17 protein-coding genes are annotated in these 21,640 nt (G+C 68.1%); 8 read left to right on the top strand and 9 right to left on the bottom strand.

What is annotated here, in order from left to right; translation table 11 throughout:
• Window positions 1-46: 46 nt before the first annotated feature.
• Window positions 47-736: a response regulator gene (locus tag AC07M7_RS08445; protein WP_136639200.1), complete on the bottom strand. Its 690-nt coding sequence runs from the start codon at window positions 734-736 to the stop codon at window positions 47-49.
• The gene (baeS, locus tag AC07M7_RS08440) at window positions 733-2,124 is read right to left on the bottom strand and encodes a sensor histidine kinase efflux regulator BaeS (protein ID WP_495207125.1); all 1,392 of its coding nucleotides are present in this window, start codon (window positions 2,122-2,124) and stop codon (window positions 733-735) included. Before baeS ends, AC07M7_RS08445 begins: the two co-directional genes overlap by 4 nt.
• Window positions 2,125-2,252: 128 nt before the next feature.
• On the opposite strand from baeS, the gene smeA reads away from it, so the two are divergent.
• The 3 genes from smeA to smeC are packed head-to-tail and all read left to right on the top strand — an operon-like array spanning window position 2,253 to window position 8,023.
• On the top strand, window positions 2,253-3,449 hold the full coding sequence (smeA, locus tag AC07M7_RS08435) for a multidrug efflux RND transporter periplasmic adaptor subunit SmeA (protein WP_495207124.1): 1,197 nt from the start codon (window positions 2,253-2,255) through the stop codon (window positions 3,447-3,449).
• Between the two features lie 12 nt (window positions 3,450-3,461).
• Complete coding sequence (gene smeB / locus AC07M7_RS08430; protein WP_495207123.1) at window positions 3,462-6,611, top strand: multidrug efflux RND transporter permease subunit SmeB; 3,150 nt, start codon at window positions 3,462-3,464, stop codon at window positions 6,609-6,611.
• On the top strand, window positions 6,608-8,023 hold the full coding sequence (gene smeC, locus AC07M7_RS08425; RefSeq protein ID WP_495207122.1) for a multidrug efflux transporter outer membrane subunit SmeC: 1,416 nt from the start codon (window positions 6,608-6,610) through the stop codon (window positions 8,021-8,023). Before smeB ends, smeC begins: the two co-directional genes overlap by 4 nt.
• A 162-nt stretch (window positions 8,024-8,185) precedes the next feature.
• Here smeC and mnmG read toward each other — a convergent pair whose 3' ends face one another.
• Window positions 8,186-10,075: a tRNA uridine-5-carboxymethylaminomethyl(34) synthesis enzyme MnmG gene (gene mnmG, locus AC07M7_RS08420; RefSeq protein ID WP_495207121.1), complete on the bottom strand. Its 1,890-nt coding sequence runs from the start codon at window positions 10,073-10,075 to the stop codon at window positions 8,186-8,188.
• Between the two features lie 492 nt (window positions 10,076-10,567).
• Complete coding sequence (locus tag AC07M7_RS08415) at window positions 10,568-11,053, bottom strand: hypothetical protein (protein ID WP_012512405.1); 486 nt, start codon at window positions 11,051-11,053, stop codon at window positions 10,568-10,570.
• Window positions 11,054-11,212: 159 nt separating this feature from the next.
• Between AC07M7_RS08415 and AC07M7_RS08410 the strand changes: the two genes are divergently transcribed.
• Both AC07M7_RS08410 and AC07M7_RS08405 read left to right on the top strand, forming a co-directional pair.
• Window positions 11,213-12,175, top strand: coding sequence for a pyridoxal-phosphate dependent enzyme (locus AC07M7_RS08410; protein ID WP_495207120.1), 963 nt, complete (start codon window positions 11,213-11,215; stop codon window positions 12,173-12,175).
• Window positions 12,160-12,804 carry a YdcF family protein gene (locus tag AC07M7_RS08405; RefSeq protein WP_041864602.1) on the top strand — a complete coding sequence of 215 codons (645 nt, stop codon included), beginning with the start codon at window positions 12,160-12,162 and terminating at the stop codon, window positions 12,802-12,804. The genes AC07M7_RS08410 and AC07M7_RS08405 overlap by 16 nt, the downstream gene beginning before the upstream one ends.
• A gap of 204 nt (window positions 12,805-13,008) precedes the next feature.
• Here AC07M7_RS08405 and bioC read toward each other — a convergent pair whose 3' ends face one another.
• The 5 genes from bioC to bioB all read right to left on the bottom strand — a co-directional run bounded on the left by bioC (window position 13,009) and on the right by bioB (window position 17,846).
• On the bottom strand, window positions 13,009-13,893 hold the full coding sequence (bioC, locus tag AC07M7_RS08400; RefSeq protein WP_337302343.1) for a malonyl-ACP O-methyltransferase BioC: 885 nt from the start codon (window positions 13,891-13,893) through the stop codon (window positions 13,009-13,011).
• 12 nt (window positions 13,894-13,905) lie between these two features.
• On the bottom strand, window positions 13,906-14,685 hold the full coding sequence (locus AC07M7_RS08395; protein ID WP_495207119.1) for an SDR family oxidoreductase: 780 nt from the start codon (window positions 14,683-14,685) through the stop codon (window positions 13,906-13,908).
• Between the two features lie 29 nt (window positions 14,686-14,714).
• Window positions 14,715-15,494 carry a pimeloyl-ACP methyl ester esterase BioH gene (bioH, locus tag AC07M7_RS08390; protein WP_428709788.1) on the bottom strand — a complete coding sequence of 260 codons (780 nt, stop codon included), beginning with the start codon at window positions 15,492-15,494 and terminating at the stop codon, window positions 14,715-14,717.
• Between the two features lie 17 nt (window positions 15,495-15,511).
• Entirely contained in the window at window positions 15,512-16,735 is a 1,224-nt protein-coding gene (bioF, locus tag AC07M7_RS08385; protein WP_482998166.1) for an 8-amino-7-oxononanoate synthase, read from the bottom strand.
• A gap of 67 nt (window positions 16,736-16,802) precedes the next feature.
• Complete coding sequence (gene bioB, locus AC07M7_RS08380; protein WP_478474254.1) at window positions 16,803-17,846, bottom strand: biotin synthase BioB; 1,044 nt, start codon at window positions 17,844-17,846, stop codon at window positions 16,803-16,805.
• 203 nt (window positions 17,847-18,049) lie between these two features.
• Between bioB and AC07M7_RS08375 the strand changes: the two genes are divergently transcribed.
• The 3 genes from AC07M7_RS08375 (at window position 18,050) to AC07M7_RS08365 (ending at window position 21,612) form a co-directional block, all read left to right on the top strand.
• A complete protein-coding gene (locus AC07M7_RS08375) occupies window positions 18,050-19,402 on the top strand; it encodes a chloride channel protein (protein WP_495207118.1) in 1,353 nt (450 codons plus the stop codon).
• Between the two features lie 255 nt (window positions 19,403-19,657).
• Window positions 19,658-20,827: an L-dopachrome tautomerase-related protein gene (locus AC07M7_RS08370; RefSeq protein ID WP_495207117.1), complete on the top strand. Its 1,170-nt coding sequence runs from the start codon at window positions 19,658-19,660 to the stop codon at window positions 20,825-20,827.
• A 95-nt stretch (window positions 20,828-20,922) separates the two neighbouring features.
• A complete protein-coding gene (locus AC07M7_RS08365) occupies window positions 20,923-21,612 on the top strand; it encodes a ComF family protein (RefSeq protein WP_295380157.1) in 690 nt (229 codons plus the stop codon).
• The last annotated feature ends 28 nt before the right edge of the window (window positions 21,613-21,640 follow it).

Raw genomic sequence — 21,640 nt, 5'->3', positions numbered from 1 at the left:
ATCCAGGCGTGCCGCGCGGTTGCCGGCCAGCGGCCGGCACTACCCGCTACGGTTCGTAGCTGTAGCCCATGCCATACACCGAACGGATCGGCTCGCCTTCCATGCCGGCATCGGCCAGCTTGCGGCGCAGGTTGCGCACGTGGCTGTCGACGGTACGGTCGACCACCACGCGGTGGTCCAGGTACAGCCGGTCGAGCAGTTCGTCGCGGGCCCAGATCCGGCCCGGCGTGGCCAGCAGGGTACGCAGCAGGCGGTACTCCACCGGCGTCAGGTCCAGGCCCTTGCCGTTCCAGGTGGCGCGTGCCGCCGGTTCGTCGATATGCAGGCCGCCGTTGGCGCGTGCACCCGGGTCCGGGCGGTAGCGGCGCAGCACCGCTACCACCCGCGCGACGACTTCGCGCGGACTGAACGGCTTGCAGATGTAGTCGTCGGCGCCGATCTCCAGGCCCAGCAGGCGGTCGATCTCTTCCACCCGTGCGGTGACCATGATCACCGGCACGTCGCTGCTGGCGCGCAGTTCGCGGCACAGATCCACGCCATCGCGCTGCGGCAGCATCAGGTCCAGCAGCACCAGGTCGGGCTGGTAGCGCGCAAACGCCTCGATCACCTGGCCGCCGTCATCCACCCATTCGCTGTCCATGCCGGCAGCGGCCAGGTAGTCGCGCAGTACCGAGGCCAACCGCGGCTCGTCCTCGACGATCAGTATCTTCGCGGGCGCGACGGGGGACGTGCTCATGCAGGCTCCGGCAGGGTGATGACCACGCGCAGGCCGCCCAGTGGCGAGGGCTCGGCGTGGATGTGGCCGTGGTGGGCGAGGATGATGTTGTGGCTGATGGCCAGGCCCAACCCGCTGCCACCGCTGGCACGGTTGCGTGAGCTCTCAACCCGGTAGAAGCGCTCGAACAGCAGCGCGCACTTGTCAGCCGGTACGCCCGGAGCGGTGTCTTCCACGATCAGCTGCACGCCTGCAGGCACGCGCGCGGCCTGCACATGCACGCGGCCGCCGGTATGGGTGTAGCGCAGCGCGTTCTCCAGCAGGTTGGTCAGTACCTGCTGCAGGCGTCGCTCGTCGCCGGACACCTGCAGCGGTGTGGCGGGTAGATCTTCTTCCAGCGACAGGCCTGCGTTGGCGAAGCGCACGCGCATGCCATTGAGTTCGCTGCGCAGCAGCGCCACCAGGTCCAGCGGCGCGAAGCGGTAGGCGAGGCCGCCAGACTGGGTCATCGACAGATCGTGCAGGTCGTCGACCAGCTTGCCCAGCTGGCGGATCTCGCTCTGAAGGCCACCGAGGTTGGCGCGGTCCAGCGGGCGGATGCCGTCCTCGATCGCCTCCAGCTCCGCGCGCACCACCGCCAGTGGCGTGCGCAGCTCGTGCGAGATGTCGGCGATGAACGCGCGGCGGTTGCGCTCGGTATCGTCCAGCGCCTGTGCCATCCGGTTGAAGTCGTTGACCAGTGCGTCCAGCTCGTCATCGCTGGTGCGCTCGATGCGGGTGGCATAGTCGCCTGCAGCGAGCCGATGGGTGGCCGCAGCCAGCTTGGCCAGGCGCTGGCGCAGCGCACGCGACACCAACCAGGCCAGCAGCACCGTCACCAGCAGCAGGGCGACGCCGATCACCCACCAGGCGCGCACCTGGGTGTTGTAGAAGTTCAGATCGTTGGTGGCGATGACCGTCTGGAATGGCACCATGCCCAGCCAGCCGACGGTGTGCCCGTCCAGCTGCACCGGATGCGGCTCGTCATCACTGGTGGCATCGGGGTTGCCGGCCACGAACCGGTGCTGCGCATCGAACAGGCCCAGCCGCGACGGTACGCCGGTCTGGTCGGACAGCGGCGGCACCGGGCCCTCATGCCCATGGGCCAGATCCGGACGCAGCAGCCGCGCCCAGCGATCACTGTCACCGCGCAGATGCTCCCAGCCACCGTGCGCGCTGTACTCGCGCTGCAGGTGTGGCATCAGGCGCTGCATGCGCAGGTCGCCCTGGTCGTTGAGGTAGTCCAGGAAGCCGGTCTGGAATGCCACGCGGCTGGCAATGCCGTTCACTGCCAGCACCAGCAGGCAGGCGGTGAAGATCGCGAGGAAGGTCTTCGCGGTCAGGCCGAATTTGAGTCGAATCTTCACCATCGCGGGGCCATTAGCGGCGCATGTGGCGCTGAAAGCAAGCGCCAGCTGAGCTGGTCGCAGATTCTCCATATTCTCTGCACAGTTCCACGGCAGCGTGCACGGGTCAACGCAAGGCCCCCACGCCCCCCATGTCACTCCCGCGCCTGCTGTCCCGCTCTCCCCATCCATTGTTGTTGCCCCTGCTGATGTCCCTGGCGGCCTGTACGGCGGGCAGGACCGACGCCCCGGCCACGCCTGAAGTGGGCGTCATTACCGCCAGCGCGCAGCCGCTGGCGCTGCAGCAGACCCTGCCCGGTCGCGCGGTGCCGTTCGAGGTGTCCGAGGTGCGGCCACAGATCGGCGGGTTGATCCGCCAGCGTTTGTTCACCGAAGGCCAGCAGGTCAAGGCCGGCCAGCTGCTGTACCAGGTCGATCCGGCGCCGTACCAGGCCGCCTTCGATACCGCGCGTGGCCAGCTGGCGCAGGCCGAGGCCACCGTGCTGTCGGCGCAGCCGAAGGCCGAGCGCACCCGCACGCTGCTGGGCCTGGATGCGGCCAGCAAGCAGGACGCCGACGATGCCACCTCGGCGCTGAAGCAGGCACAGGCCAATGTGATCGCCGCGCGCGCTGCGCTGCAGGCCGCCCGCATCAACCTCGACTACACCCGGGTGACCGCACCGATCGCGGGCCGCATCGGCACCTCCAGCGTCACTGCCGGCGCGCTGGTCGCTGCAGGACAGGAAGCGGCGCTGGCGACCATCCAGCGGTTGGACCCGGTGTACCTGGATGTCACTCAGTCCAGCACGCAGATGCTGGCACTGCGCAAGCAGCTTGATGCCGGCCTGGTGAAGGCCATCGACGGCAAGGCGCAGGTGAAGGTGCTGCTGGAGGACGGCAGCACCTATGCCCGTGAAGGCACGCTGGAGTTTGTCGGTAGCGCGGTCGATCCGGGTACCGGTAATGTTGTGTTGCGCGCGGTCATTCCGAACCCGGACGGTCTGCTGCTGCCGGGCATGTACCTGAAGGCGGTGCTGCCGATGGCCACCGATGCGCGTGCCCTGCTGGTGCCGCAGAAGGCGGTGCTGCGCAATGAACGCGGCGAGCCGCTGCTGCGCCTGCTCGATGCCAAGGACCACGTGGTCGAGCGCCGGGTCAGTACCGGCCAGGTGGTGGGCAACCAGTGGCAGATCATGCAGGGGCTGAAAGCCGGTGAGCGGGTAATCGTCAGCAACGGCAGTGCGGTAGCGCTCGGCCAGCAGGTGAAGGCGGTCGCAGCCACCACCGCGCAGCTGGCCGCCATGCCGGCGATCGACCCGAACGGCAACACCGACGAAAAGTCGCACTGAGGCCCGCCGCGCATGGTTCGCTTCTTCATCGACCGGCCGATCTTTGCATGGGTGATCGCCATCGCGGTCAGCCTGCTCGGCCTGCTCGCGATCCTGATCCTGCCGGTGGACCGCTACCCGCAGATCGCCCCGCCCACCATCACCATCCGCGCCACCTACACCGGCGCCTCGTCACAGACCGTGGAAAACGCGGTCACCCAGGTCATCGAGCAGTCCCAGCAGAGCCTGGACCACCTGATGTACATGACCTCCACCAGCGCCTCGGACGGCTCGGCGCAGGTCAACCTGGTGTTCGCTACCGGTACCAATCCGGACACTGCACAGGTGCAGGTGCAGAACCAGCTGCAGGCGGCTATGGCGACGCTGCCGCAGGCGGTGCAGCAGAACGGCCTGACCATCACCAAGTCCAGTGGTTCGATCTTCGAGGTGCTGTCGTTCACCAGCGAAGACGGCAGCATGGACAACTTCGATGTCGCCAACTTCATGGAAGCGCGCATCGACGACCAGATCAGCCGTGTCAGCGGCGTCGGCAACATCCAGCCGATCGGCCAGGAATACGCGATGCGTATCTGGCTGGACCCGGAGAAGATGCGCCAGTACGCGCTGATGCCGTCGGACATCGAAACCGCACTGCAGGCGCAGAATACCGACGTGTCGGCCGGTGAACTGGGTGGCCAGCCGGCGCTGAAGGGCCAGCAGCTGGACGCCACGGTTACCGCGCGCAGCCGCCTGCACACGCCCGAGCAGTTCGCGCAGGTGGTACTCAAGGCCGATGCCAATGGCAGCGTGGTGCACCTGGGCGACGTGGCGACGATCGGCCTGGGCCCGGAGAGCTACGACAGCATCAGCACCTTCAACGGCAAGCCGTCGGCCTCGCTGGGCATTGAACTCAATGCCGGTGCGAACGCGATCGCCGTCTCCAAGGCCCTCGATGCACGGCTTCAGCAGCTGCAGAAGTACTGGCCGCATGGCTACACCGCCCACGTGGCATTCACCACCACGCCGTTCGTGACCATCTCGCTGAAGGAAGTGGTGATCACCCTGATCGAGGCAATCGCGCTGGTCGTGCTGGTGATGTACCTGTTCCTGCAGAACTGGCGGGCCACTCTGATCCCGACCATCGCGGTGCCGGTGGTGCTGCTGGGCACGTTCGGCGTGCTGGCCGCGTTCGGCTATTCGATCAACACACTGACCATGTTCGCGCTGGTGCTGGCCATCGGCCTGCTGGTGGACGATGCCATCGTGGTGGTGGAGAACGTGGAGCGGGTGATGACCTTCGAAGGGCTGGCACCGAAGCCGGCCACGCTGAAGGCAATGGGCCAGATCACCGGTGCGCTGGTCGGCATCGTGCTGGTGCTGACCGCGGTGTTCCTGCCGATGGCGTTCTTCAGCGGTGTCACCGGCGTGATCTATCGCCAGTTCTCGGTCACGATCGCTGCTGCGATGATCCTGTCGGTGCTGGTGGCGATGACCATCACGCCGGCGCTGTGCGGCAGCATCCTGCATCAGATTCCCAAGGGCGGCCACCCACATGGTGACCACGGCGGCGAGCCGAGCCTGCTGGGCAAGTTCTTCATCTGGTTCAACCACCGCTTCGAGCGCACCTCCAATGGCCTGCGCCATCGCGTCGATGGTTTCCTCGGCCGGCGCGCGCTGGGCGTGCTGTTCTACCTGGTGCTGAGCGTGGCCACCGGCCTGCTGCTGTGGCACCTGCCGGGCGCGTTCCTGCCCGATGAGGACCAGGGCATGCTCAACGCGCTGGTGAAGCTGCCGGCCGGTTCCACCCTGGAGCAGACCCGCGCGGTGATGGATCGCCTCAGTGCCGCCGCAGTGAAGGACAACAGTGTGCTGTCGATCCAGGCAACTGCCGGTTTCAGTGTTACCGGCAGCGGCCAGAACGTCGGCCAGGCCTTCATCCGGCTCAAGGATTGGGATGACCGCAAGGACGATGCCGATACCATCGCCGCGCGGCTGACCGCAGCCATGGCCAGAGTGCCCGATGCGCAGGTGTTCATCACCTCGCCACCGGCCATCCTCGGCCTGGGCGATGCCGGTGGTTTCACCCTGGAACTGCAGGACGAAGGCGGTGCCGGCCATGCCGCCGCCGTGGCCGCGCGCAACACGCTGCTGAAGGAAGCCGCCAAGAACCCGAAGCTGGTCAACGTGCGCTACGCCAGCCTGGAAGACGCGCCGGTGTACGCCGTGAAGGTGGACGACGCCAAGGCGCAGGCCATGGGCGTGAATCCGCAGGACATCAATGACACCCTGAACGCGGCGCTGGGCGGCGACTTCGTCAACAACTTCATCTACAAGGGCCGCATCAAGAAGGTGTTCATCCAGGGCACCGCCGAAGCACGCATGCAGCCGCAGGATATCGAGCGCTGGAGCGTGCGCAACCAGGCCGGCCAGATGGTGCCGCTGTCGTCGCTGGTCAGCAGCCACTGGACCAGCGCGCCGGCCGCGCTGCAGCGCTACAACGGCGTATCGGCGATGGAAATCACCGGCCAGCCGGCGCCCGGCGTCAGCTCTGGCGAGGCGATGGCCGAGATCGCGCGGTTGGCCGACACACTGCCGGAAGGCTTCAGCCATGCCTGGTCGGACATGGCCTACCAGGAGCAGCTGTCAGGCAACCAGGCGCCCATGCTGTACGCCATCTCGCTGCTGTTCGTGTTCCTGTGCCTGGCCGCGCTGTATGAAAGCTGGGCAGTGCCGTTCGCGGTGATGCTGGCGGTGCCGGTGGGCGTGTTCGGTGCCGTGCTGATGATGAACCTGCGTGGCCTCAACAACGACGTGTACTTCCAGGTCGGCCTGCTGACCACGATTGGTCTGGCGGCGAAGAACGGCATCTTGATCGTCGAGTTCGCGCGCATCCTCGAACAGCAGGGCAAGAGCACCCGCGAAGCGATCCTGCAGGCGGTCTATCTGCGGCTGCGGCCGATCGTGATGACCTCGCTGGCGTTCCTGATGGGCGTGTTGCCGCTGGTGTTTGCCACCGGCGCCGGTTCGGCCGCGCGCCGTTCGCTGGGTACCGGCGTGGCCGGTGGTACGGTCGCCTCGATGGTGCTGGGCATGTTCTTCGTGCCGTTGTTCTACCTGGTGGTGCGCCGCCTGTTCCCGGGCCGCGCGCCGGCCGAAGCCACTGCCGCGGAGGCAAGCCCATGAAGCCGATGCTGCTGCGCGCCCTGGCGGCCGCAACGATGACCACCGTGCTGGGCGGCTGCGTGAGCATGGCCCCGCACTACCAGCTTCCCGAAGCACCGGTGCCGGCACAGTTCGACAATGCCGCCACTGGCCAGGCCGGGCCGGCATTGGCGATGCCGGCCTGGCGCGAAGTGTTCCTGGAGCCGCGCCTGCAGCAGGTCATCGCGCTGGCACTGCAGAACAACCGCGACCTGCGCGTGGCGGTGCTGCAGGTGGAGAAGGAACGCGCGCAATACCGCATCCAGCGCGCGGCGCTGCTGCCATCGGTGGATGCCAGTGGCAACGTCACCCACTCGCGGGTGAGTGATGCCAACAGCGAGAGCGGTGCCACCCAGGTGACCGAATCCGATGCCGTGCAGGTGGGCATCAGCAGTTGGGAACTGGATCTGTTCGGGCGCATCCGCAGCCTGAAGAATGAGGCCCTGCAGAACTGGCTGGCCAGCGCCGAGAACCAGCGCGCCGCGCGCACCAGCCTGGTGGCCGAAGTGGCGACGGCGTGGCTGGCGCTGGCGGCGGACGAGCAGTCGCTGGCGTTCACCCGGCAGACCCTGGACAGCCAGCAGCAGACCCTGCAGCGCACCGAGGCCCGCCATGCACAGGGGTTGGCCTCGGGCCTGGACCTGTCGCAGGTGCAGACCAGCGTGGAAGCCGCGCGCGCTGCGCTGGCCAGGCTGCAGACCCAGCAGGCGCAGGATCGCGATGCGCTGCAGTTGCTGGTGGGCGCTCCGCTTGACGCGGCGTTGCTGCCCAGCGCGCAGGCGCTGGATGGCACCGTGGCGCTGGCACCGCTGCCGGCCAACCTTCCCTCAAGCGTGCTGCTGCAGCGCCCGGACGTGCTGTCCGCCGAGCACGCACTGCAGGCGGCCAATGCCGATATCGGCGCTGCGCGCGCCGCGTTCTTCCCGACGCTGACGCTGACCGCCAACTACGGCCACAGTTCCACCGTGTTGTCGACGCTGTTCTCGGCCGGTACCCGCGGTTGGTCGTTCGCACCCAGCATCACTGCGCCGATCTTCCACGCCGGCGCGTTGAAGGCCTCTCTGGATGCCTCGAAGATCGGCAGGGACATCGGTATCGCGCAGTACCAGAAGGCGATCCAGCAGGCCTTCAGTGAAGTGGCCGATGCGCTGGCCACGCGTGATCATCTGACTGCGCAGATGGAAGCCCAGCGTGCGCTGGTCGCCGCCAGCCAGCGCAGCTACACGCTGGCCGATGCGCGTTACCGCACCGGGCTGGACGGCTACCTGCAGGCGCTGGATGCACAGCGCAGCCTGTATGCCGCGCAGCAGGACCTGATTGCGTTGCAGCAGCGGGAGGCGGGCAACCGGGTGACGTTGTTCAAGGTGCTGGGAGGTGGCGCCGACGCACGGTAACGCGCTTGCGCGGGTGTGTGCGTCTTCCGCTCCGGTGGGTGCCGACCTTGGTCGGCACGGAAGCATGCGATTAGATGATTCGTGCCGACCAAGGTCGGCACCCACCAGGGCAGAGCTATGTGCCGACCAAGGTCGGCAGCCACCAGAAGCAGGTGCGACCGCTTACGCTACGCGGCCGCGGCGTGCGCGCTCCAGGTGCACCAGCAGCAGCGAGATCGCCGCGGGGGTCATGCCCGGGATGCGCTGCGCCTGACCGATGGTCTGCGGCCGCACGCGCTCCAGCTTCTGCAGTGCTTCGGCCGACAGCCCGCGCACGGTCGCGTAATCGAAGGCCTCAGCGATCGGCGTGGCCTCATGCCGCTGCTGGCGCTCGATCTCCTCGCGCTGGCGATCCAGGTAACCGGCGTACTTCACGCCGATCTCCACCTGCTCGGCCACCTTGCCGTCGGTCACCGCCGGGCCGAGCGAGGGCACCTGCATCAGCTTGGCGTAATCCAGCTCGGGGCGCTTGATCAGGTCCAGTACGTTGGTTTCGCGGCTGACCGCCACGCCCAGCGTTTCGTTCACTTCGCGGCCCAGCGCATTGGCCGGGGTCGCCCAAAGCGCGCCCAGTCGCGCGCGCTCGGCGTCCACCGCCGCCTGCTTGGTCTCGAATGCGCTCCAGCGACGATCATCGACCAGGCCCATCCCGCGGCCGACCGGGGTCAGGCGCTGGTCGGCGTTGTCTTCGCGCAGCTGCAGCCGGTACTCGGCGCGGCTGGTGAACATGCGGTACGGCTCGTTGGTGCCGTGGGTGATCAGGTCATCCACCAGCACGCCCAGGTACGCCTCGTCGCGGCGCGGGCACCAGCCGTCCAGCCCGCGCACCTGGCGCGCGGCGTTGAGGCCGGCCAGCAGGCCCTGCGCGGCCGCTTCTTCATAGCCGGTGGTGCCGTTGATCTGGCCGGCGAAGAACAGGCCGTTGACCAGCTTGGTTTCCAGCGAGGCCTTCAGCCCGCGCGGGTCGAAGAAGTCGTACTCGATCGCATAGCCGGGGCGGGTGATGTGCGCGTTCTCGAACCCGCGGATGCTGCGCACCATCTCCAGCTGCACGTCGAACGGCAGCGAGGTGGAGATGCCGTTGGGATAGATCTCGACGATGCCCAGGCCTTCGGGTTCGACGAAGATCTGGTGGCTGGCCTTCTCGGCAAAGCGCACCACCTTGTCTTCGATGGACGGGCAGTAGCGCGGGCCGATGCCTTCGATCTGGCCGCTGTACAGCGGCGAGCGGTGCAGCGCGTCGCGGATGATCTGGTGGGTCTGTTCGGTGGTATGGGTGATCCAGCAGCTGACCTGCTGCGGATGCTCGTCCACCGAGCCGAGGAAGGACATCACCGGCCGCGGCGTATCGCCGGGCTGCTCGTCCATCACGCTGTAGTCCAGCGAGCGGCCATCGATGCGCGGCGGCGTGCCGGTCTTCAGACGGTCGACCTGGAACGGGCGCTCGCGCAGGCGCGCGGCCAGCGTGGTGGCCGGCGGGTCGCCCATGCGGCCGGCGGCGTACTGGGTCGGCCCGACATGGATCTTGCCGGCCAGGAAGGTGCCGGCGGTCAGCACCACGGCCTCGGCGTCGAAACGCAGGCCGGTCTGGGTGATGACCCCGCGCACGGCGTCGCCTTCGATGACTAGGTCATCGACGGCGGCCTGGAATACGGTCAGGTTGACCTGGCCTTCGACGATCGCGCGGATCGCCATGCGGTACAGGTTGCGGTCGGCCTGGCAGCGGGTGGCACGCACGGCCGGGCCCTTGGAGGCGTTGAGCGTGCGCCACTGGATGCCGGCGCGGTCGGCGGCATGCGCCATCGCGCCGCCAAGCGCGTCGATTTCCTTGACCAGGTGGCCCTTGCCGATGCCGCCGATGGCCGGGTTGCAGCTCATCGCGCCCACCGTCTCGATGTTGTGGGTCAGCAGCAGGGTGCGCACGCCGGTGCGGGCCGCGGCCAGCGCGGCTTCGGTGCCAGCGTGGCCACCGCCGATGACGATGACGTCGTAACGATGGAAGGACGAGTTCATGGGTGCTGTTCAGCTAGGGGCGGGCGCGGCCGGGGGCGGCGCCGGGGTGGCGATTTTAGCGCCATTCCGGGCCGGGACGACGTCGCCAGCCGCCCGGCGTCGAAATCAGCCCTAAAGTTGGCAGGATTTTTGCAGATAACCCAATAGCACCCACCGTGGCTGGCGCCGTAGGCGCCCGTGACCGGAATTGGAACAGGGGCCGGTACAGGCGCACGGTGGGGGAGCAGGGGGCCGGCAGTCGGGGGACTGTCCGGCCCTGTTTTTTTGGGGTCGCCGGGAAAGGCCCCAAAACAAACGGCCCCGCATTGCGGGGCCGTCTGCCTTCAGAGGTGCCGACATCCGACAGGGCCGGAACAGGGGGGATCCAGATGTTCCTGTCGGATATCGACGTAGAGCTTTTTGCGGCGGCCCGTGTCGTTTTTGTCACTTTGTGACGCGGGCCGTCACCATCCCGGTAGATTGCGGCTTAGACCGTGTGAAATGCAAGACGGTTCAGCGCTCAACTGTGCGCTGCGTCCCACGATCCATGTTGCGCCAGGGGGAACCGTTCATCCTCGGTGCGCTCGGCGCCGGCGCCGGACGGGCCTGCGGCGGGGGCGCCGACGGCTGCACGTTGGACTGCGGCGGGCGTCGCATCGAATCCATGTTCCGCCACGGCGAACCACCGTTGTAGGACGGGCGCGACGGCGGTGGACGGTTCTCGCCGCCATTGCCCGGACGCGGCGGCGGACGGTGGTTGTGCGGCGGGCGGTAGATCGGGCGCGAGTAGTACGGATTGCCGTAGCCACCGTAGTAACCGCCATAGCCGCCGTAGTACGGGTAGCCGGAGTTGTAGGGATAGCCGGCCGGGTAGCGGTATTCCACCGACGGCGCACCGTGGTAGTAGCCGCCACCGCGGCCACCGCCGACGTAGTCGTAGGTGGTGCAGCCGGTCAGGGCCAGCATCAGGCCACCGGCAAGCATCAAGCGCGTTTTCATGGTGGGTCCCCCCAGAGGACGGGTGTGCAGTCAGCTTCGTGCGCGGGCATTGAATCGACCCTTAATTCCACCGGCCAGGATGAATGGAGGTGAAGGCCCGCATGCTGGCATGACCTGTGCCCCGGTCGCCAGCGCGGGGGCATACGTTAATCTTGCGTCATGAGCGATTCACTGTTGCCCCGCGCCGACGACGTCCTGCTTGCTGCCGCGAGGATCGCCCCGCATGCCAGCGTGACCCCGGTGCTGCGCTCGCACACGCTCGATGCTCTGGCCGCGGCACAGCTGGCCTTCAAGGCCGAGCACCTGCAGCGTGGTGGCGCGTTCAAGTTCCGCGGTGCCTGCAATGCGGTGTGGTCGCTGGATGCCGGCCGCGCCGGTGCCGGCGTGGTGACCCATTCCTCCGGCAACCATGGCGCCGCGCTGGCGCTGGCCGCGCGCGCCCGGGGCATTCCCTGCCATGTGGTGGTGCCGGAAGGCGCGGTGGCGGCCAAGCTGGCCAATATTGCCCGGCATGGCGCCACGCTCTGGCACTGCCCGGCGACCATCGCCGACCGTGAAGCCACCTGCGCCAAGGTGCAGGCCGATACCGGCGCGACCCTGGTCCACCCCTATACCGATCCGGCGGTGATGGCCGGGCAGGGCACTGCTGCCCTGGAACTGCTGCACAGCGACGGCCCGTTCGACGTGCTGGTGGTGCCGGTGGGCGGCGGCGGCCTCGCCAGCGGCACTGCGCTGGCCCTGCAGCACGCCAGCCCGCAGACCCGGCTGGTGCTGGCCGAACCGGCCGGCGCCGATGACACCGCGCGCTCGCTGGCTGCAGGCGAGCGTCTGGGCGCGTTCACCCCGGACACGATCTGCGATGGACTGCGCACCCTGATCGGCGCACCCAACTTCGCGCTGCTGCGCGCGGCCGGCGCCGAGGTGATCGTGGTCGACGACGTGGCGACAATGGCCGCGATGCGCCTGTTGTGGGAGGTCCTCAAGCAGGTGGTCGAACCGTCCTCGGCCACCGTGCTGGCCGCAGTGCTGGCGCAACCTGAGCGCTTTGCAGGGCTGCGCGTCGGGCTGGTGCTGTCCGGTGGTAACGTCGACCTGCCAGCGCTGCGCTGGGGGGCGCCGTGAGCCGCGACCGGCAGCGGCATCGCACCGGCCTGCTGGGCTGGCTGTGGCGGCTGTTTGTCCTGCTGGTGATCTGGCTGCTGGGCGTGACCGCGTGGATCGTGTGGGTTGGTGAACGCGACCAGGCCGCCAAGGCCGACGCCATCATCGTGCTCGGCGCGGCGGCCTATGACGCCAAGCCGTCACCGGTGTTCGAAGAGCGCATCCGCCACGGCCTGGATCTGTACGAGGCCCGCTACGCGCCGCTGCTGATCTTTACCGGTGGCTATGGCGGCACCGGTGCACGCTTTTCCGAATCACAGGTGGCGCGGCGCTACGCGCTCAAGCACGGCATCCCGGACGATGCGATCCTGATCGAGACCGCCTCGCGCAACACCGTGCAGAATCTGGTCGAAGCCAAGCGGTTGATGGAGCAGCGTGACCTGCACCGGGTGATCATTGTCAGTGACCCGCTGCACATGGCGCGCGCGCTGCGCCTGAGCAAGGCACTGGGGATCGACGCGCTGGCCTCGTCCACGCCCAGCACGCGCTTCCGCAGCTTCCACACCAGCTGGCGCTTCCTGGTGCAGGAGATCTACTTCTTCCACCGCGATCTGGTGCGCCCGCCGCTGAGTTCGCCGGCCAATACCTGAGGCGGAAGCCTGTTTTGGGTGGGTGCCAACCTTGGTTGGCACAATGCCGGCCGCAACGCGATCTGACGTGCTGTGCCAACCAAGGTTGGCACCTACCAGTGCGATTCGCGTACGGCGTGGAATGCGGTAGTGCCGGCCGCTGGCCGGCAGATGTCCAGCATGGAATCATGAGATTGCCGGCCAGCGGCCGGCGCTACCGGACGATCAGGTCTGCCTGCGCCGGATCGGAATCGCCGACACCGGTACCGATGCCACGTCATGCCCACCCTCGCGGATCGGCGCGCCCGGGTCCGGCGCCCAGGCGTGGGCATAGATCACTTCCCAGCTGCTCGGCAGCTTGCCGTCGGCGCGGCGCATCGGCTCGTAGGCGGCCGCAGCAGCAGCGAAGCGGCCACGCCCGGTCAGCGTGTGGCGGCGGTCGACGCGGGCATTCGTTGCGCCCATCGCACGCAGTTCGCGCATCAGCGAGGGCAGGTCGTCGTAGGTCAGGGTGAACAGGTCGCGGTCCAGCACCGGGTCGCGGAAGCCGGCCATCATCAGCGCATCGCCGAACTGGGCGATCTGCGCGAAGCGGCTCACGTGCGGGCGGTCATCGGCAGCGGCGAATGCCTCGTTGAGTTCGATCAGGGTTTCCGGGCCGAAGGTCGAGCACACCAGCAGGCCGCCTGGTTTGAGTACGCGGCGGAACCCGGCGAACACCGCCGGCAGGTCGTCCACCCACTGCAGGCACAGGTTGCTGAAGATCACGTCCACGCTGTTGTCGGCCAGCGGCAGCGCGGCGGCGTCGCCGCACAGGCGCTGGAACGGCTTCCACCAGCCAGCCTGGCGCTTGGCCTGGTCCAGCATCGGCAGCGCCACGTCCAGCGCGATCACCTGCGCCTTCGGCCAGCGCTTCTTCATCAGCGAGCTGGCATGACCGGTACCGGCGCCGATATCCAGCACCACCTCGGGCTTGCGCGCCTCCAGGTAGTCCAGCGATTCGATCAGCCGCGATTGCACTTCGCGCTGCAGGGCGGCGGCGGCATCGTAGCTGTTGGCGGCGCGGGCGAACGCGCGGCGGACATGGCGGGCATCGAAGTGGGACGGCATTGCAGGAGTCTCTTAGAACGTACCGGGGTAGGCGCCGCCATCGATCAGCAGGTTCTGCCCGGTGAGGTAACCGGCCTGTGCGCTGCACAGGAAGGCGCAGGCGGCGCCGAACTCATCCGGCGTGCCGAAGCGGCCGGCGGGGATCTGCTGGCGGCGGCGTTCGGCCACTTCGCCAGCATCGCCGTCCTTGCCCGCACTGTGGGCGAAGTTGGCACGCAGGCGGTCGGTGTCGAACTGGCCGGGCAGCAGGTTGTTGATGGTGACGTTGTGGGCCACGGTGCGGCGCGACAGGCCGGCGACGAAGCCGGTCAGGCCACTGCGCGCGCCATTGGACAGCGCCAGGATGTCGATCGGGGCTTTCACTGCCGATGAGGTGATGTTGACGATGCGGCCGAAGCCGCGCTCGATCATCGCGTCGACGGTGGCGCGGATCAGCGCGATCGGCGCCAGCATGTTGGCGTCCAGCGCAGCGATCCAGTCGTCGCGTTCGAAATTGCGGAAGTCACCGGGCGGCGGGCCACCGGCGTTGTTGACCAGGATGTCCACCTGCGGGCAGGCGGCCAGCGCTGCGGTACGGCCGGCCTCGGTAGTGACGTCGGCGGAGACCGCGCGTACTTCAGCGGCGCCGGCCAGCGCGCGCAGCTCCTCGGCAGCCTGCTGCAGCGCCGTTTCGCCACGAGCCACGATCACCACGTTGACGCCCTCGCGCACCAGCGCACGCGCGCAGCCCAGCCCCAGCCCCTTGCTTGCGCCGCAGACCAGTGCCCAGCGGCCATTGATACCCAGATCCATGCGTCAGTCCTGCGGAATTCGGAAGGCGCTCATTGTCCGCCATCGGCCGGTGACAGGCCGGCAACGAAGTGTTGCAACGCGGTGGCCACCTCATCGGCATGGCCGAGGAAGGGCGCGTGGCCGCCATGGGCGATGGTCAGCGCCTGTCCGCCCGGGGCCAGCGCTGCAGCGGCCTGCATCGCCGACGGCGACACCAGCCGGTCGCGTTGGCCGGCGATCCACAGGCTGGGTTTGCCCAGCGTCGGCAGCGCGCCACGCAGGTCGGCGCTTTCCAGCAGCCGCAGGCCCTCCAGCAGCGCGCGTTCGGTGGGCGCACCGCGCTCGACCAGGCGCTGGCGCAATGTGCGCAGCTCCTCGCGGGCATGCGCCGAGCCCATCACGTCCAGCGCCAGGAAGCGTTCCAGGGTGCCGGCAAAATCGGTGGCCAGTTCGCGCCCGAACTGCTCGAACACTGCCGGTTCCACCGCGTGCGGCCAATCTTCGCCACGTACGAAGCGCGGTGTGGCGGCGATCATCGCCAGCCCACGCACCTTCGGCAGCGTCGCCGCCGCGTGCAGCGCGAACAATCCGCCCAGCGACCAGCCGCACCACACTGCCGGTGGCGTGGCCGCAGCAATCGCGTTGACCACGAACGGCAGGCGCAGCGGCGTGGTGTCGTCGCGGCTGTGGCCATGGCCGGGAAGGTCGACCAGGTGCAGGGTGAACCGGTCCGCCAAGCGCTGCACCAGCGGTGCGAACACGCCGCCCTGCAGGGCCCAGCCGTGGATCAGAACCAGGTCCGGCCCGCGGCCGGTGACTTCAATATGCATGGGGAACTACACGGAACTCAGGCAAAAGCGGGCAGCGGCGGTGGCGCGGTTTCACGCACGGCCAGGGTCACGCGGTCGCGCGCGCTGGCGATGGCCTCGACCAGGCCGCGCACCTGTTCCGGCGTATGCAGTGCGGACAGCGTGACGCGCAGCCGCGCCTTGCCTTCCGGCACCGTCGGCGGGCGGATCGCACCGACCAGCCAGCCGGCCTGTTCCAGCGTCGTGGACATCGCCACGGCCGCGTGGTCATCACCGCACAGCAGCGGTTGGATCGGTGTATCCGAGGCCATCAGGTCCAGCCCATGGCGACGGGCTTCGCTGCGGAACAGCGCGATCAGGTCGGCCAGCTTGGAACGGCGCCAGTGGTCACGGCGCGCCAGGCGTACCGCTTCCAGTGCGGCAGCGGCCATCGCCGGTGGCACTGCGGTGGTGTAGATGTAGGGGCGTGCGGTTTCGGCCAGGTGCTCGATCAGGTCGTCGCGGCCCAGTACCAGTGCGCCGGAACCGCCCAGCGCCTTGCCCAGCGTGACCAGCTGCAGCGGCACATCGTCCACGCCCAGACCAGCGGCCGCGACGGCGCCGCGGCCATCACCGACCACGCCTACACCGTGTGCGTCATCGACGTAGAACAGCGCCTGCTGCAGGCGTGCCACAAGCGACAACGCGCGCAGCGGTGCGATGTCGCCATCCATGCTGAAGACACCGTCGGTGGCCAGCATCGCCGCGCCATCCGGCGCGTGCTTGAGCTGACGCATTGCGCCCTCCGCATCCAGATGCGGATAGCGGCGCAGGCGTGCACCCGCCAGCCGCGTGGCATCGAGCAGGCTGGCGTGGTTGAGCTTGTCCTGCACGCAGACGTCGTTCTCTTCGCTCAGCAGCGCCTGCTGCACCGCCAGGTTGGCGGCGAAGCCACTGCCGAACAGCAGCGCACGCGGATAGCCCAGCCACTCGGCCACTTCGCGTTCAAGCGCTTCGTGCATGGCGTGATGGCCGCAAACCAGGTGCGAGGCACCGGCACCGGCACCCTCACGCGCCGCGGCGTCCTGCAACGCGTTGACCACGCTGAACTGCTGGGCCAGGCCCAGGTAGTCGTTGCTGCAGAAGCCCGTCAGCCACTGGCCGTCCACCTCCAGGCGCACGCCATCACGACGGGTGACCGTGCGTCGCGGGCGGCGACGGCCTTGGGCATCGCGCAGGGCGCGTTGGGCGTGGAGGCGGGCGGTCAGGTCGGGGCGGGCCATGGCGGCTGAATGCGACGACGGGGCGGCTAGGGTAGCGCGTTGCCGCGACGCCTGCTTGCGGCCCGTCTCAGGCCGCGTGAGCGCAGCCACAGCGGGGCGTATCGGCGCTGATATCGGCGTGCACGGTGCCGCCGTGGTCGTGGCCCTCGGCATCCACCTGCACCGCCATCGGCTGCAGTCCCAGCCGCGCGAACAGCGCCAGGTCGCGCTCGCTCTCCGGGTTGCCGGTGGTCAGCAGTTTGTCGCCGTAGAAGATGGAGTTGGCGCCAGCGACGAAGCACAGCGCCTGCAGTTCATCGCTCATCGCCTCGCGACCGGCCGACAGCCGCACCATCGAGCGCGGCATGACGATGCGTGCCACCGCGATCATGCGCACGAACTCGAACGGATCCAGTTCGGCGCTGCCATGCAGCGGCGTGCCCGCCACCTGCACCAGCTTGTTGATCGGCACCGAATCGGGGTGTGCCGGCAACGTGGCCAGCGCCAGCAGCAGGCCGACGCGCTGCGCGCGCGTCTCGCCCATGCCGACGATGCCGCCGCAGCAGGTCTTCAGGCCGGCATCGCGCACGTGCTCCAGCGTATCCAGGCGGTCCTGGTACTGGCGCGTGTGGATGATTGAATCGTAGTAGTCCGGCGCGGTATCGAGGTTGTGGTTGTAGTAGTCCAGTCCGGCGTCCTTCAGCGCACGTGCCTGCTCGCCACTGAGCATGCCCAGCGTGGCGCAGGTCTCCAGGCCCAGTGCCTTCACCCCGGCGATCATCGCCGCCACCTTCGGGATGTCGCGGTCCTTTGGTGAACGCCACGCGGCGCCCATGCAGAAGCGCGACGCACCGGCGGCCTTGGCTTGGCGTGCCTTGGCCAGCACCGCATCGGTCTCCATCAGCTTCTGCGCGTTCACCCCGGTGTTGTAGCGCTGCGCCTGCGGGCAGTACGCGCAGTCTTCCGGGCAACCACCGGTTTTCACCGACAGCAGCGTGGAGACCTGCACCTGCGAGGGGTCGAAGTGCTCGCGATGGACCGCTGCGGCGCGGAACAGCAGCTCGGGGAACGGCAGATCGAACAGCGCCTGCAGTTCGTCGTGTTGCCAGTCGTGGCGGATGGCAGCAGCCATGGCGGGACCTTGGGTACGAGTGGAGCGAGGGCGGCAGTGTGGGTGGGTGCGTCCGGACTGTCAACCATCTATTAATCAAAATGGTTTACAGCCGGGCCGTTCAATCAAGTCCGAAGGATGCGCCGCATTTCACCGCATCCTGCAAGGCCTCCGGCCACAGTGGCCGCTGCCCAACGCAAGCGCTGGCGCGCAGACTCTTTCCCATGATCGATCTTTACCGCCTCCGCGGCCGTATCACCGCGCTGGTTCTCAGCGAGGCCTGGCGCCGCCGCGCCGCGCTCTGGGGCGGCGCCGTGGCCGTGGCACTGGTGGCGATCCTGTTCGCCAAGGCCAGCGACGCCGCGTTCCACCTGTTCCAGCGCATCACCTCGCACTCGCCGTGGTGGGCCCTGCTGCTCACGCCGGGCATCTTCGCGCTGTTGGCCTGGCTGACCGCGGGCGTGCTGAAACCCACCCGCGGCAGCGGCATTCCGCAGGTCATCGCTGCGTTGGACAAGCCAGATGAGTCGTTCCGGAAAACCAACCTTTCGCCTGCGGTGTCGGCCGGCAAGTTGCTGCTGACCTCGTTGTCGCTGCTCGGCGGCGCCTCGGTCGGGCGCGAGGGGCCCACCGTGCATGTGGGCGCGAGCCTGATGTATCTGTTCGGCCGCTGGTTCGGCTTCAAGGATCCACGCGAGCTCTCGCACTTCCTGCTGGCGGGCGGCGCGGCAGGCATCGCGGCGGCGTTCAACACGCCGCTGGCCGGTATCGTTTTCGCCATCGAGGAGCTCAGCGGCCGCTTCGAACATCGCTTCTCAGGCACCTTGCTGACCGCGGTGATCGTCGGCGGCGTGGTATCGCTCGGACTGCTGGGCAACTACACCTACTTCGGCCATGTAAGCGCGCGGCTGCCGCTGGGCCCGGGTTGGCTCGCGATCCTGCTGTGCGGCGTGGTGGCCGGGTTGCTGGGAGGCCTGTTCGCGCGTGCGGTGCTGGCGAGTGCGGCGGGCCGCCCGCGTTGGCTCGGGCAACTGCGGCAGCGGCATCCGGTTCTGTTGGCCGCAGGCTGCGGTCTGGTGGTGGTGCTGCTCGCCCTGGTCTTCGGTGAAGGCGCGTTCGGCACCGGCTACGAGCAAGCGCGCAGCCTGGTACAGGGGCAGGCGATGGTCGGCCACGAGTTCGGGTTGATGAAGCTGCTGGCGAACCTGGCGTCCTATGTGGCGGGCATTCCCGGTGGCCTGTTCTCGCCGGCGCTGGCGGTCGGTGCCGGACTGGGCCACAACCTGGCGGTCCTGATGCCCGGCGTGGAGCCGCGCGCGTTCGTGCTGCTGGGCATGTGTGCCTATCTCACCGGCGTCACCCAGGCACCGCTGACCTCGGCGGTGATCTCGCTGGAGCTGACCGACAGCGGCGATCTGCTGCTGCCGATCCTGGCCACGGTGCTGATCGCGCGTGGCGTGTCCGGGTTGGTGTGCCGCGTGCCGATCTACCGTGGGTTGGCGGAGTTGTTGATGGTGCCTGCGCCTGCGCATGAAGATGCCGAGGAACGCGGCCGGGACACCACCGCGGGGCGTTGAGCCTCTTCCGATCCGCTGCTGTGCTTCATCGCGCCGGAGCGATGCACGGTCAGGGCGCGCGGGCCAATAGCGTCAGCCGTCGCGAGCGTTGTCGATAGGTATCGCCCATTGCTGTGATCAGCGCGATCAATCCGCCTTCCATCTTCACTTTTGCAGTGAAGCTGATTTCCCGTTGCACCGTCTAGCCGATGCCAGGTGCGCCGCTGAAGATGCATACACGCCGGGGCTGCACCCGGACCTGCATCGAGAGCAACCATGATCAACTGCCGTATCCGCCGCCTGGCGGCTGCCGTGCTGGCCCTGGCCAGTTCCCCCGCGCTGGCGCTGGCGGGCACTCCTGTGCTGCCCAGCGAACGCAGCATCGGTGTCATTGAGCCGGTGGCGCGTTTCGAAGGTGCTATGCCCACCAGCGTGGCGGTGTCTGAAAGCGGACGCATCTTCGTCAACTTCCCGCGCTGGGGCGATGAGGTGCCCTACAGCGTGGCCGAGTGGCGTGATGGTCACGCCGTGCCCTATCCGGATGCGCGCATCAACCGCAAGGACGGTCCCGATCCGACGGCCCACTTCATCAGCGTGCAGAGTGTGGTGGCCGATGGCCAGGGCCGGTTGTGGGTGCTGGATACCGCCGCGCCCGGGTTCTCTGCGCCGCAGGCCGGTGGCGTCAAGCTGGTGGCGATCGATCTGGCCACCAATACCGTGGCCAGAACGCTGGTGTTCCCGGCCAACGTCATCGACGCGCGCACCTACGTCAACGATGTGCGCTTCGATTTCCGTGTCGGCCGCGAGGGCGTGGCCTACGTGACCGACTCGTCGCTGAGCGGAATCGGCGGCATCATCGTGATCGACCTCGCCACCGGCGCCGCATCCAAGCGCCTGGTCGGTCATGTGTCCACATCGGCGGATCCGGCATTCGTACCGATCGTGGAAGGGCAGCAGATGCGACTGCGCAATTCGGATGGTTCGACGCAGCCGTTCACCGTGGCCGCCGATGGCATTGCCTTGTCGCCCGATGGCGGGACGCTGTTCTATACCCCGTTGTCCAGCCGTCATCTGTACAGCGTGCCCACCGTCTTGCTGCGCGACCCCAAGGTAAGCGAAGCGGCGTTGGCTGCGGCCGTGGTCGACCTGGGCGACAAGGGCGCCTCCGATGGGATGGAAATGGATGCCAACGGCCGGCTGTATGCGAGCGACTACGAGCACAACGCCATTCATGCCCGCGATGCGGATGGACGATGGACGACCGTGGTGCACGATCCGCGCATCCTGTGGCCGGATACCTTGTCGATGGGACCGGACGGCTACCTGTACTTCACCGCCAACCAGCTGCATCGGCAGGCCGGATTCAATGGTGGCGTTGATCGCCGGCAGACGCCGTACATGGTGTATCGCACCCGAGTGGATGCGAAGCCTGCGCCAACGCGGTGAGGTGGTCGGGGCAGCGGGTGGGCGACAAAACTCCTACGGCTCGTTGAGGACACACCCGATGGCGACGCGCTGACGGCTGCGTCACGCTGAAGCGCATGTCTGTTTTCTTCGACGCGGGCCGCCACGTGCAGGCAGCACTTCGCGTGCTGCTACCACTCCGTTGCCTGGTCTGCGGTGACCCGGGCCACGATGGGCTCGATCTCTGCGGTGCCTGCCTGGCCGGACTGCCCTGGGCTGGCCGCGCCTGCCTGCGGTGTGCACTGCCGTTGCCGGACAACGCGTTGATCGTCTGCGGTACCTGCCGTGAGGAAGCACCGCCGCAGGCCGCCACGCATGCCAGCCTGCTGTACCTGCCGCCGGTCGACCAGCTGCTGGTGCGCTACAAGTTCCATCAGGACCTCGCCGCCGGTCGCCTGCTGTCACAGTTGATGCAGCGGGCACCGCCGCCCTGGTCATGCCCACCGCTGGTGCCGGTGCCGTTGCACGGGCGCCGCCTGCGCCAGCGCGGTTACAACCAGGCGGCAGAACTGTGCCGCCTGCTGCCGATGCCGGTCTGGCAGGGGCTGTACAGGCGGCGCCACACCGCGCCCCAGTCCGAACGCACGGCCGAACAGCGCCGGGAGAACCTGTTCGATGCCTTCGATGTACGCCGTCCGGTGCCACCGCGACTGACGGTGGTCGATGACGTGATGACCACCGGCAGTACGGTGATGGAGATTACCGAAACGCTGCGCTGCGTGGGAGTTGGAGAGGTGCGCGTATGGGTGTGCGCGCGGGCGCCGTGATCGTCCTCTTCATCCACAGGGGCTAGGA

The sequence above is a fragment of the Stenotrophomonas sp. GW821-FHT09E08 genome, from assembly GCF_059416125.1.
This window is presented reverse-complemented; position numbering and strand designations above follow the sequence as displayed.

What these genes read in the sequence shown, in the direction of transcription:
- smeC (WP_495207122.1), top strand. Translation starts at nt 6,608, where the DNA reads ATGAAGCCGATGCTGCTGCGCGCCCTGGCGGCCGCAACGATGACCACC.
- smeB (WP_495207123.1), top strand. Translation starts at nt 3,462, where the DNA reads ATGGTTCGCTTCTTCATCGACCGGCCGATCTTTGCATGGGTGATCGCC.
- AC07M7_RS08395 (WP_495207119.1), bottom strand. Translation starts at nt 14,685, where the DNA reads ATGGATCTGGGTATCAATGGCCGCTGGGCACTGGTCTGCGGCGCAAGC.
- bioH (WP_428709788.1), bottom strand. Translation starts at nt 15,494, where the DNA reads ATGCATATTGAAGTCACCGGCCGCGGGCCGGACCTGGTTCTGATCCAC.
- bioC (WP_337302343.1), bottom strand. Translation starts at nt 13,893, where the DNA reads ATGCCGTCCCACTTCGATGCCCGCCATGTCCGCCGCGCGTTCGCCCGC.
- AC07M7_RS08370 (WP_495207117.1), top strand. Translation starts at nt 19,658, where the DNA reads ATGATCAACTGCCGTATCCGCCGCCTGGCGGCTGCCGTGCTGGCCCTG.
- AC07M7_RS08415 (WP_012512405.1), bottom strand. Translation starts at nt 11,053, where the DNA reads ATGAAAACGCGCTTGATGCTTGCCGGTGGCCTGATGCTGGCCCTGACC.
- bioF (WP_482998166.1), bottom strand. Translation starts at nt 16,735, where the DNA reads ATGGCCCGCCCCGACCTGACCGCCCGCCTCCACGCCCAACGCGCCCTG.
- smeA (WP_495207124.1), top strand. Translation starts at nt 2,253, where the DNA reads ATGTCACTCCCGCGCCTGCTGTCCCGCTCTCCCCATCCATTGTTGTTG.
- AC07M7_RS08410 (WP_495207120.1), top strand. Translation starts at nt 11,213, where the DNA reads ATGAGCGATTCACTGTTGCCCCGCGCCGACGACGTCCTGCTTGCTGCC.
- AC07M7_RS08375 (WP_495207118.1), top strand. Translation starts at nt 18,050, where the DNA reads ATGATCGATCTTTACCGCCTCCGCGGCCGTATCACCGCGCTGGTTCTC.
- baeS (WP_495207125.1), bottom strand. Translation starts at nt 2,124, where the DNA reads ATGGTGAAGATTCGACTCAAATTCGGCCTGACCGCGAAGACCTTCCTC.
- AC07M7_RS08365 (WP_295380157.1), top strand. Translation starts at nt 20,923, where the DNA reads ATGTCTGTTTTCTTCGACGCGGGCCGCCACGTGCAGGCAGCACTTCGC.
- AC07M7_RS08445 (WP_136639200.1), bottom strand. Translation starts at nt 736, where the DNA reads ATGAGCACGTCCCCCGTCGCGCCCGCGAAGATACTGATCGTCGAGGAC.
- bioB (WP_478474254.1), bottom strand. Translation starts at nt 17,846, where the DNA reads ATGGCTGCTGCCATCCGCCACGACTGGCAACACGACGAACTGCAGGCG.
- mnmG (WP_495207121.1), bottom strand. Translation starts at nt 10,075, where the DNA reads ATGAACTCGTCCTTCCATCGTTACGACGTCATCGTCATCGGCGGTGGC.